The 11,089-nt window shown below is 68.2% G+C and carries 12 protein-coding genes; 7 read left to right on the top strand and 5 right to left on the bottom strand.

Annotated elements, in window-relative coordinates; translation table 11 throughout:
- The first annotated feature begins 324 nt into the window (after positions 1-324).
- Positions 325-690, top strand: a complete 366-nt coding sequence (locus tag ACVKN3_RS19375) for a hypothetical protein (protein WP_036137150.1) — start codon at positions 325-327, stop codon at positions 688-690.
- A gap of 32 nt (positions 691-722) precedes the next feature.
- On the opposite strand, the gene ACVKN3_RS19370 is transcribed toward ACVKN3_RS19375, so the two are convergent.
- Genes ACVKN3_RS19370 through moaA form a run of 5 tightly spaced genes read right to left on the bottom strand, consistent with a single transcriptional unit; the run spans position 723 to position 4,590 of the window.
- Entirely contained in the window at positions 723-1,913 is a 1,191-nt protein-coding gene (locus tag ACVKN3_RS19370; protein WP_354517515.1) for a molybdopterin molybdotransferase MoeA, read from the bottom strand.
- Positions 1,913-2,851 carry a bifunctional molybdenum cofactor biosynthesis protein MoaC/MoaB gene (gene moaCB / locus ACVKN3_RS19365; RefSeq protein WP_354517513.1) on the bottom strand — a complete coding sequence of 313 codons (939 nt, stop codon included), beginning with the start codon at positions 2,849-2,851 and terminating at the stop codon, positions 1,913-1,915. Before moaCB ends, ACVKN3_RS19370 begins: the two co-directional genes overlap by 1 nt.
- Positions 2,848-3,339, bottom strand: coding sequence for a molybdenum cofactor biosynthesis protein MoaE (locus ACVKN3_RS19360; RefSeq protein WP_285406767.1), 492 nt, complete (start codon positions 3,337-3,339; stop codon positions 2,848-2,850). Before ACVKN3_RS19360 ends, moaCB begins: the two co-directional genes overlap by 4 nt.
- 3 nt (positions 3,340-3,342) lie before the next feature.
- A complete protein-coding gene (locus tag ACVKN3_RS19355; protein WP_285406766.1) occupies positions 3,343-3,594 on the bottom strand; it encodes a MoaD/ThiS family protein in 252 nt (83 codons plus the stop codon).
- A 21-nt stretch (positions 3,595-3,615) separates the two neighbouring features.
- Entirely contained in the window at positions 3,616-4,590 is a 975-nt protein-coding gene (gene moaA, locus ACVKN3_RS19350) for a GTP 3',8-cyclase MoaA (RefSeq protein WP_354517510.1), read from the bottom strand.
- An 86-nt stretch (positions 4,591-4,676) separates the two neighbouring features.
- Between moaA and ACVKN3_RS19345 the strand changes: the two genes are divergently transcribed.
- The 6 genes from ACVKN3_RS19345 (at position 4,677) to ACVKN3_RS19320 (ending at position 10,704) form a co-directional block, all read left to right on the top strand.
- Positions 4,677-5,654 (top strand): XdhC family protein, encoded by a 978-nt coding sequence (locus ACVKN3_RS19345; protein ID WP_354517507.1) that lies wholly within the window; start codon positions 4,677-4,679, stop codon positions 5,652-5,654.
- On the top strand, positions 5,651-6,235 hold the full coding sequence (locus ACVKN3_RS19340; protein ID WP_354517505.1) for a nucleotidyltransferase family protein: 585 nt from the start codon (positions 5,651-5,653) through the stop codon (positions 6,233-6,235). The genes ACVKN3_RS19345 and ACVKN3_RS19340 overlap by 4 nt, the downstream gene beginning before the upstream one ends.
- A gap of 128 nt (positions 6,236-6,363) precedes the next feature.
- On the top strand, positions 6,364-6,894 hold the full coding sequence (locus ACVKN3_RS19335; protein ID WP_354517503.1) for a 2Fe-2S iron-sulfur cluster-binding protein: 531 nt from the start codon (positions 6,364-6,366) through the stop codon (positions 6,892-6,894).
- Positions 6,891-7,883: an FAD binding domain-containing protein gene (locus ACVKN3_RS19330; RefSeq protein ID WP_354517500.1), complete on the top strand. Its 993-nt coding sequence runs from the start codon at positions 6,891-6,893 to the stop codon at positions 7,881-7,883. The genes ACVKN3_RS19335 and ACVKN3_RS19330 overlap by 4 nt, the downstream gene beginning before the upstream one ends.
- Positions 7,884-7,885: 2 nt before the next feature.
- A complete protein-coding gene (locus tag ACVKN3_RS19325; RefSeq protein WP_456992320.1) occupies positions 7,886-10,087 on the top strand; it encodes a molybdopterin cofactor-binding domain-containing protein in 2,202 nt (733 codons plus the stop codon).
- 212 nt (positions 10,088-10,299) lie between these two features.
- Positions 10,300-10,704 (top strand): HU family DNA-binding protein, encoded by a 405-nt coding sequence (locus ACVKN3_RS19320; RefSeq protein ID WP_036137170.1) that lies wholly within the window; start codon positions 10,300-10,302, stop codon positions 10,702-10,704.
- Positions 10,705-11,089 lie beyond the last annotated feature (385 nt).

Raw genomic sequence — 11,089 nt, 5'->3', positions numbered from 1 at the left:
GCCGGCCAGGACGGCCGGCCATTTTCGCTGAGCCATGGATGGCGAATCGAAAATCCCCGTGCGAAGCCCGACCCGGGCCCGTAGGGCAATCAATAAACGGCAGCGGAGCGGCCCTTCCCTAGCGGGTCGCCACAGGCGTGGCCCCGAGGGGGCTACCCGCCGGCTCTTGCCCCAGAGCCCAAGGCTCCAAGGCTAAACGCGATGCCGAAGGCGAGCCCACCCACACAAAGCCTAAAGTCTCCTAACCACCTGCCGATACGAAAGCTAACGCCCTATCTCACGAGACGGGTGTCAGCCTTTCCCTATCGACAGGTAACACCACCCATGAAGAAGATCGCCATCGCCGTCGCGCTGTTCGTCGCCGCCCCGCTGTCCGCCCATGCCGCCTGCGCCGCCAAGGACTTCGCCGTCGAAGGTTTCGGCGTGAAGCTCCAGCAGGGTTCGGGCCAGCCGCGTTTCAGCATGAAGGGCAACCTGGTCAACAAGTGCACCGAAGCCGCTGCCGCGCAGATCCGCATCGATGCCAAGGACGCGTCGGGCAAGGTCGTCGCGAGCAAGCAGGGTTGGCCGGCAGGTACGTCCAACATCGAACCGGGCAAGAGCGTCGACTTCGACCTCGGCCGCCTGTTCCGTTATTCCCCGGATATGACCGATTACACGGTCGTCGTTTCGGACGTCAAAGCCTGGTAATGGCGCAGGGCCCGGCGCTGCCGGGCCCTCGTTCAGAGCGGTAGCCAGGCGACGCGCTCGCCCGCCGCAAAGGGCTCGGCCCGCGCAGGAAGCCATACCAGCGCCTGCGCGGTGGCCATGTTGCTGAGCATGTGCGACTCCTGCCGCGGCAGTAACGCCAGCGAGACCATGCCGCTGCTCATGTCCAGTCGCATGCGCACGAGACGGTCGCGCTCGTCGTCGGCATCGACGGCCATGGCCAGCAGGCCCTGGCACCACGCCGGTTGTTCGGATGTCTCACCTTCCAGCCTCGCCAGCACCGCGCGTGCGTGAACGGTAAGGCACACCAGCACGGCCGCGGGATTGCCCGGCATACCCAGCAGGGCCTTTCCCTCGCGCATGCCGAACCAGAGCGGCTTGCCCGGTTTCTGCGCCACTTTCCAGAACACCTTGCGCACGCCCAGGCGTTCGGCCACGGCCGGAACGAAATCGCGATCGCCCACCGACACACCGCCGCTGGTCACCACCAGGTCGGCACTGTCCAGCGCGGCGCTCATCGCTTCTTCCAGCGCCGCTTCATCGTCGCGGACATACGCCACCACCGGCTCACCGTAGCCCTGCTCGACGAACCAGGCACGAAGCAGCGGCCCGTTGGCGTCGTAGACCAGCCCGGGCGCCAGCGGCTCGCCGGCGCGTACCACTTCATCGCCGGTGACCAAGACCACCACGCGCGGACGTCGGTAGACCTCCACCTCGGTGATCCCGGCCATCGCCAGTGCGGCGACAAGACCGGCCGTCACGCGCTGGCCGGCGGCGGCGATGATCGTGCCGGCGACCAGTTCCTCGCCTTCGAAACGGATTGCCTCGCCGACGACCACGGCGGCGGTCAGCGCGATGCCAGCCCCGGTGCGCTCGACGATCTCCTGGCGGGCGACGGCATCGGCGCCAGCGGGCAGCACGCCGCCGGTGAGGATACGCACCGCCTGCCCTGGCCCGACCACGACGTCGGCTGGATCGCCAGCAGCGGATGTACCGACGAGCGCACGCTCGTTGCGCCCATCGCCGACACGCAACGCATAACCGTCGACGGCACTCTGGGTGAAACGCGGCAGCGAGACCAGGGCGGCCACGGGCTCAGACAGCACCGACCCCAACGCCAGTTCCAGGGCCATCCGCTGCGTCGGCAAGGGGCCGACGTGCTGCCGGTAATGCGCGAAGGTTTCCGCCAGCGGCAGGAGCGCCATCAGTTGGCCTCCCCGTAGCCGCCGGGGTGCTTGCCTCCCGCACGCCCCGTTTCCAGCAGGTGCACGATGCCTGGCAACGTGGCCGCCAGCGACTCGCTGGCGCCGCCCCGGCTACCCGGGAAGGTGAGCACCAGCGTGTCGCCGATGTAGCCGGCCACGCCCCGCGAGAGCATCGCGTAGGGCATACGCTGCTGGCCGAAGGCGCGCGCGGTTTCCATGATGCCGGGGATATCCACATCCAGCATGGGCCTGATGGTGTCCACGGTGATGTCGCGGGGCCCCAGACCGGTGCCACCCACCGTTATGACCAGCGAGGTGCCCTCATCGACCAGGGCGCGCACGCGATCGCGCAGGGTCGTCGCGTCGTCGCCGATCACGGTGTAGGCCACGGGAGCGAAATGGGCATCGACCAGCGCATCGCGGACGAAGACGCCGGCCGTATCGGGTTTGGCGCCACGGGCCACGGTGTCGGACAGCACCACCACCGCGGCCGTGCGCGGCGACGCCAGTGCGCGACGGTAGTGCGATTTTCCGCCGACCTTGCGCTCGAGGCGGCAATCCTGGATGTGCAGCTCGTCGGGCTCCGCGTACGGCTTGAGCATGTCGTAGATCGTGAGCGCGGCCAGGCTGGCCGCGGTCAGCGCTTCCATCTCCACGCCGGTCGGGCCGATGGTCTGCACCTCGGCGACGATGCGCACGCTGGTCGCGGCCAGTTCGTAGGTGACGTCGGCCCGGTGGATGGGCAGCGGGTGGCACAACGGAATCAGTTCGTCGGTCCGCTTGGCGGCAAGGATGCCGGCAACGCGCGCCGTCTTCAGCGGGTCGCCTTTTTCGGTCTCGCCGCTGCGCAGCAGATCGATGCAGGCCGCTGGCGCATGCAGCGTGGCGGTGGCACGCGCGATCCGCAGGGAATCGGGTTTCTGGCTGACGTCTTTCATCCGTGGCTCGCATGCGGAGGGTGGTGGTGGTGCGCGTGGGGCGCTGGCTGGTCGTCCAGGTCGTCACGGATGCAGCAGCCCTCCACGAACGCGCTGGTACCGTCCGTGTAGAACTCTTCCTTCCAGATGGGCGCACCGTGCTTCACCGCATCCACCGCATAGCGGCATGCGTCGAAAGCCTCGGCACGATGCGGCGCGCGCACCACACAGACAATGGCGATATCCCCGATCGACAGATCACCCAGGCGATGGACAATGCGCACGTAAGGCACGCCGTAGCGCTCGCGCGTGGCCTGCTCCACGTCGCGGATCACCTTCTCGGCAAGCGGCTCGTGGGCGGTATAGGCAAGGTGGCGCACCGAGCGCCCTTCGTGGTGGTCGCGCACGGTGCCGACGAACAGGGCCAGGCCACCGCATTCGGGATGCGCATGAAGTTCGAGCAACGGGTCCACCGCGACGGCGGCGTGGGCAAGCACGGCATGGGTCATGGATCAGCCTCCGGCCACGGGCGGCAACAAGGCGATGCGGCCGTCGGCCGGCAACGCGTCCGCGCGGCGCACGATGGTGTCGCCGGACACGCAGGCGCAGCGCTCGAGCGACGCGGCCAGTGCCGGCTGCGCAACGGCGAGCCGCGCGACGGCGTCACCCACGGTGACTACCGTGTCATCGACCTCCACGGTGCATTCGTGTCGGCCGGCCAACCGCTCCAGGTTGGCGAAGAGTTCGAAAACGATCGATGTCATGGCAGATCCGTAGGAAAGCGCTCACCCACCCATGGCGTGCATGGTTAGCGGCCGGTCGACGGGACCGGGACGCGACGCGTAACCGGCATCCTTGAGCCAGACCGCGCGCCGGACCTGCTCGGCAAGCACGTCGTCGGCAATGCCCTCGCGCATGCGCGTGCCCAGCGGGGTGCCCAGCGGCGAGAACAGGCAGGTGAACAATTCGCCCGTGGCCGTCAGCCGCAGGCGGTCGCAGGTGGAACAGAAGGGATTGGAAACGGTGGAGATGACGCCCAGCGAATAACGCCCGTCCACGAGGTAAGGCGTGGACGGATCGTTGCCGCGTGGCAGGTCGTCGACGCGGTGCGTCGCACGGATGGCCGCCAGCATCTCGGCCTCCGATACCACGGCATCGCGCTTCCATTGTCCGGGCGCGTCGAGCGGCATGTATTCGATGTAGCGCAGCGGGATGTCGCGGGCCATGGCCCATTCCAGCAGCGGCACCACGTCTTTCTCGTTGTCGCCGCGGATCACCACCGCGTTGAGCTTGATGCGGGCACCGGCATCGACCAGCGCGGCGATGCCATCGAGCACCGGGGCGATCTCACGCCGGGTCAGCCGGCGAAACGTATCCGGATCGACCGCGTCGAGACTGACGTTGAAGTCGTCGATACCCGCCGCCACCAACTCGGCCGCACGCGGGGCGATGCGCGAGGCGTTGGTAGTCATCGACAGGCGACGCAGGCCCCGCTCGCGCAGGGCGTTTATATCGCGCACGCATTCGAGCAGGTCGCGACGCAGCAGGGGCTCGCCACCGGTCAGGCGGATCTGGTCGATGCCGCTGTCCACGAACAGGCCGGCCAGGCGCACCACTTCCTCGCGCGCAAGCAGGGTGCTCCGGGGAAGCCAGTCCGGATGCTCGGGCATGCAATACGTACAGCGGAAATTGCAGCGGTCGGTGAGCGATATCCGCAGCTTGCGCTTGGTACGGCCGTGACGGTCGATGAGTGGGGACATGTCGCCTCAGGAAACCACGTTGCGCGTGGGCGGGATGTGTCCAAATCCCGCCCGGCCTTCACATGCCATCGTGCCAGACTTCATCCATGAACGCCTCGAACCCCTCGTCCCCGCCGGCTTGGCCCGCCTGGCCGGAATACGCCCTTGTCGACGATCTGCTGCCCGCCCTCGACCAGTATGCGCAGGCAGGCCGCGTGGCCCTGGCCACGCTGGTGGACGTCGCCGGTCCGTCGCCACGGCCGCTGTATAGCGAGATGGCGATCGCCGCCGATGGGCGCGTGGCCGGTTACGTCTCCGGCGGCTGCGTGGAAGCCGCCGTCGCCCAGGAGGCCCTGGCCGCCCTTGCCGAGGGCCGGCCGCGCCTTCTGGACTACGGCGTGGGCAGCCCGGTGCTGGATATCCAGCTCACGTGCGGGGGGCGCATCGGCATCTTCGTCCGCGAATTGCGCGAGCCCTCCCGGTACGTGGACGCCCTGTCGGCCGCCCGGCGCGAGCGCCGCACGGTCACCGTGCTGACCGACCGTACCACCGGCGACTGGACGATCGTCGACGGCATGGCGGATCCCGATGACGACCGCTACGCGGACGTGCGCCTGCCGCCGCTGCGACTGGTCACCGTCGGGGGCGACCCGGTCACCCTGGCGGTGGCGCGACTGGCCCCCGCCATGGGCGTGGAAGTGGTGCTGCTGCGACCCCACGGCCCAACCGAGCCGCCCCCGGGCGTGACCCTGGCGGCCTACGACCCGCGCGCGCTGGGCGTGGCGCTGGACGCGCTGCGGGTGGACGAGCGCACTGCGATCTATGCGCTCAGCCACGATGCCGAGATGGATCACGCGGTGGCCTCACATGCGTTGCGCTCGCCCGCCTTTGCCGTCGGTGTCCTCGGCAGCCGCAACAAGATCGGCGCGCGCGTGGACCGCTTGCGCGACGACGGCGTGGACGACGCGGCGCTGGATCGCCTGCACCTTCCGGCGGGCCTGCCCATCGGCGCGCAGACACCGCACGGGATCGCCCTGTCCATTCTCGCGCAGGTCTGCCAGCGCGATCGCGCGCGGCACCTGTGACCGGCCGCCACGATGCCGTGATCCTGGCCGCCGGCGGCAGCCGCCGACTGGGACGGCCCAAGCAGTTGCTGACGCGGGACGGCGAAACCCTGGTGGGTCGCGTCTCGCGGCTCGTCGCATCCACGCAGCCAGGCAAGACCATCGCCATCGTCGGTGCGTACGCAGAGCACCTGTGCGGCCGCTTGAACGGTGCGCTGCCGGTATTCAATCCGGACTGGGCGACGGGCATGGCGTCGTCGTTGCACCTCGCCGCCGATGCGCTCGCCGGCCGCGATGGCCCCGTGCTGGTCGTCGTCGTGGACCAGCTGGCGCTGGACGAGGTACACCTGGAACGGCTGCTGCGTGAGCACGACGGCACGCAGGACACGGTCACGGCGTATGGCGATGCCGCGGGCGTGCCGGCCGTCTTGCGTGCGAGGACGCTCGCGCGTGCCGTCACCCTGCAAGGCGACAGTGGTTTTCGCGCGCTCTGGACCGGGCATGATGTCCATCGCGTGCGCAACGACGCGCTGGCCCGGGACCTGGACACGGAAGAAGACGTGGCCCGTGCGGTAGCCGCCGGTCTGCTGGACCGGCCGTGATCCGCTCGATGTAAAAACCAAGGCACGCAGGCGGCACGCTTCCACCCCGCCTCTTTCACGTACCTCCCTTTAAAACCGTGGTTCACCCAGGCAGCGGCGCATCTCGTCGCCCACCCACGGAGAACGGCATGCAGCCGACGACACCCCCAAGCGTATCCACCCGCCTGCGCATCAATGGCGCGGAGCATGTCCTCGACATCGATCCCCGCGTCACGCTGCTGGACGCGCTGCGCGAGCACCTGGGCCTGACCGGCTCGAAGAAGGGCTGCGACCACGGCCAGTGCGGCGCATGCACCGTGCTGGTCGAAGGCCGCCGGATCAACGCCTGCCTTACCCTCGCCGTGATGCACGACGGCGAGTCGATCACCACGGTCGAAGGCCTGGCCAGCGGCGCGACGCTGAGGCCCCTGCAGGCGGCCTTTGTCGAGCACGACGGCTTCCAGTGCGGCTACTGCACCCCGGGCCAGCTCTGCTCCGCCACCGGCATGCTGGACGAAGTGCGCGCCGGCTGGGCCAGCGCCGTCACCGCCGATGTGGCCAGCCGGCCCACGCTGACCGACGACGAGATACGCGAGCGCATGAGCGGCAACCTCTGCCGCTGCAGCGCCTACCCCAACATCGTCGCCGCCATCGCTGACGCCGCGGAGGCCGACGCATGAAGCCCTTCACCTACGAGCGCGCCACCAGCCCCGCCGCGGCGGCGGATGCGGCCGGTGCGCAGCGGCACACGCGCTTCATCGCGGGCGGCACCAACCTGCTCGATCTCATGAAGCTGGGCATCGAAACCCCGGATCATCTGGTCGACATCAACCGGCTGGACCTTGCCGGCATCGAGGACACCGCGGACGGCGGGTTGCGCATCGGTGCCCTCGTGCGCAACAGCGACCTGGCCGCGGACGCACGCGTGCGCGAACGCTATCCGGTGCTTGCCAGCGCCCTGCTGGCCGGTGCGTCGGGACAGTTGCGCAACAAGGCGACCACCGGCGGCAACCTGGTCCAGCGCACGCGCTGCTACTACTTCTACGACACCGCCATGCCGTGCAACAAGCGCGAGCCCGGCAGCGGTTGCGCGGCCATCGGCGGCTACAACCGCATCCATGCCATCGTCGGCACCAGCGAGGCGTGCATCGCCACGCACCCTTCCGACATGGCGGTAGCCATGCGGGTGCTCGATGCCGTGATCCATACCGTATCGGCACAGGGCGAATCGCGGGACATTCCCATCGGCGACTTCTACACGCTGCCGGGCGACACCCCGCATATCGAGAACGTGCTGCAGGAGGGCGAGCTGATCACGCACGTGACCTTGCCGCCCGCGCCGACTGGGCGGCAGCTCTATCGCAAGGTGCGCGACCGTGCCTCGTACGCGTTCGCGCTGGTATCCATCGCCGCCATCGTCGATGTCGACGACAGCGGACTGGCCTCGGCCCGGGTGGCGTTCGGCGGAGTGGCTCATCGCCCATGGCGGGACGATGCCTGGGAAGCCTCCGCACGTGGGACAGGCACCGACGAGACGGCGCTGCGCGCCCTCGCCGATAAAGCGCTGCCTGACGCCCATGGCCATGGCAGCAACGATTTCAAGGTACCGCTTGTCCGGCGCACGCTGGGCGCCGTTCTTGTCGAAGCCATCGGGAGGACCGCCGCATGACGATTCGCATGGATCACACCGTCGGCACCACGCCGCTGGACGATCGTCCGGAGGGATTTACCGGCAAGCCGATCGACCGGGTGGACGGGCCCATGAAGGTGCGCGGCGAAGCCCGCTATGCCGCCGAGCATGGCGGCATCGGCGAGGTTGCGTATGCCTTCCCCGTGCTGGCCACCATCGCCGTGGGGCGTGTGGCGCATCTGGACACGGCAGCCGCCAGGCAGGCGCCAGGCGTGATCGAGGTGCTGACCGCGGACAACGTGCCGGAGCAGGACACCTCGTCCGACGACGCGTTGCCACAGCTCGACGGCGATGCGGTCAAGCATTACGGGCAGCCCATTGCCCTGGTGATCGCCGAGACCTACGAGCAGGCGCGACATGCCGCATCGCTGGTCGAGGCCGACTACGAGGCGAAGCCGGGCCGCTTCGAACTGGCCGCCGAGAAGGACAAGGCGCGCAAGCCCGCGGACCTGTCGTTCGCCAAGGCCGATACCGGCAAGGGCGACTTCGAGGCCGCCTATGCCTCGGCCACGCACACTCTCGACGTCACTTACACCACGCCCTTCCAGTTCCACGCGGCGATGGAGCCGCACGCCACGGTGGCGCAATGGGACGACGGCAAGCTGACCGTGGAAACCTCCAACCAGATGCCCACCCCGGGGCGCAAGGTGCTGGCCGCGACGTTCGGCGTGCCGCCGGAGAAAGTGCGGCTGCTGTCCGCCTATATTGGCGGCGGCTTCGGCAGCAAGCTGGACGTTCAGCCGGATGCCGTGCTGGCAGCGCTGGCGGCGAAGGCCACGGGGCGCAAGGTGAAGCTCGCGCTGACCCGCCAGCAGCTGTTCCACGTGGTGGGCCACCGCACCAACACCATCCAGCGCGTGCGCCTGGGCACCGACGACCAGGGGCGGATCCTCGCCGAGGCCCACGAGGCATGGTCGGGCAACGAGCCCGGCAATGACGAGTTCGAGCCGACCGTACTCGGCACCCGCTCGCGCTATGCCGGCGAGAACCGGCTGAACACGCATCGGCACACCGACCTGGACCTGCCGCCGGCGATCTCCATGCGCGCGCCCGGCGAGGCGGTCGGCCTGCTGGCGCTGGAAGGTGCCATGGACGAACTGGCTATCCAGCTGGACATCGACCCGATCGAACTGCGCGTACGCAACGAGCCGACGGTTGATCCCGAACTGGACGTACCGTTCTCCTCGCGGCAGGTTGTGGAATGCATGCACGACGGGGCACGTCGCTTCGGCTGGGACAAGCGCATCGCCAAACCGGGACAGGTCCGCGACGGGCGCTGGCTGGTCGGTATCGGTATGTCGTCCGGCATACGCGGCAACATGCTGCAGGCGTCCAAGGCACACGTGCGCCTGGATGCGGAAGGGCGACTGACGGCGCGCATGGCCATGACGGACATCGGTACCGGCTCGTACACCGTGTTCACGCAGATCGCCGCGGACCTGCTCGGCCTGCCGCTGGACCGGGTGACGATCCTGCTGGGCGACTCCGATTTTCCCGATACGCCTGGCTCGGGTGGGTCGTTCGGGGCCGCCAGCGCCGGCTCGGGGCTTTACGATGCCTGCATGCATCTGCGCGACAAGCTGGCCCACTCCGCAGGCATCGACCCCACCCAGGCCCGCTTCGAGGATGGCCACGTGTCCGGTGGTGACAAGCGGGTCGGGTATGCCGCCCTGGCCGGGCAGCACGGTGTCGAGGCCGAGGGCGGCATCGAGCCGGGCAGCAACAACACCGACTACAACCAGAACTCCTATGGCGCGTTCTTCGCGGAGGTCGGCGTCGACGTGGACACCGGCGAGGTACGGCTGAGGCGCATGCTGGGTGTCTTCGCGGCCGGCCGCATCCTGAACGCGAAAACGGCCAGGTCGCAGGCACTCGGCGGCATGATCTTCGGTGTCGGCTCCGCCCTTTCGGAAGAGATCGTGATGGACCCGCGCTACGGCGCGTTCGTCAACCACGACTTCGCCGAGTACCACGTGCCGGTCAATGCGGACATCGGGCCGATGGAAGCGGTCTTCCTCAGCGAACTCGACGACAAGGCCAACCCGCTGAAGATCAAGGGACTGGGCGAGGTGGGTATATCCGGGGCGGGCGCCTGCATCGCCAATGCGGTTTACAACGCGTGCGGCGTGCGGATTCGCGACTATCCGATCACGCTGGACAAGGTGCTTGCGGGGATGTCCTGAGCCCCTTACCTGCGCCGCGCTCACGCGCGGTGCAGGCAGCGCGGCGGCGGTTATTCCGCATTGCATCACACGGGACCGTAAAAAAAGGGCTCGAAATGCAAAAAAACTGCCCGAACCCTATTTTCAGCGGGCGAAAGCAACGCTAGAGTGAGTCGCCCGCTGGGCACCGGCCGGAAAGGCCGCCTCATTCGATTCAAGTGACAAGGATAACCATGGCCACGACCAAAAAAACGGCGGCGAAGAAGGCTGCCAAGGCTCCCGCCAAGGGCGCCGTGAAGGCTGCAAAGGCCCCGGCCGCGCTCAAGCCGATCAAGGATGCGTTCTCGAAGTCCACGCTCGTCTCGCACATCGTCGAGCAGAGCGGCGTCGACAGCAAGAGCGTCAAGGCCGTCATGGCCTCGCTCGAGAGCGCCATCAGCGCCTCGATCCACAAGAAGGGCGCCGGCACGTTCACGCTGCCCGGCCTGCTGAAGATCACTTCGGTGGCCGTCGCCGCCAAGCCGAAGCGCAAGGGCAAGGATCCGTTCACCGGTGAAGAGCGCTGGTTCGCTGCCAAGCCCGCTTCGGTCAAGGTCAAGGTCCGTCCGCTCAAGAAGCTCAAGGACGCGGCTGCCTGATCCATCGCGGAAGCCTAGCGCTTCCGCGATCGTCGGTACCCCTGAAGCCTCCGCCCCCGGGCGGAGGCTTTTTTTGTGCGCGATACCGACAGACCCGGATGTGGCGAGCGGAGGGGGCGGACCGACGGACGGTGGTAGGAGCCCACGATGTGGGCGATCCCAAGCTCTCTCTACGACGAAAGAAGCCATGCCCCTAAAAATGCGGGCGTTTCCGAGGCCCCCAACGAAGCCACCGCCACCGCCACCCCTACCCCACGCATCGCATCATTCGTTCTGGCAGAGCGTGAGGGTTCGCGCACATCGTGCGCTTGTGTCTTTTCGATGGGGTAGATTCGAAGTCGAGAGCGGAGTGTGGCAGGCCGATTGTGCGCGGTGCCTTGAGCAC

It is taken from the genome of Luteibacter sp. PvP120, from assembly GCF_054055715.1.
Note: the sequence above shows the minus strand (reverse complement) of the source record. Positions and strands in the feature narration are given on the sequence as shown.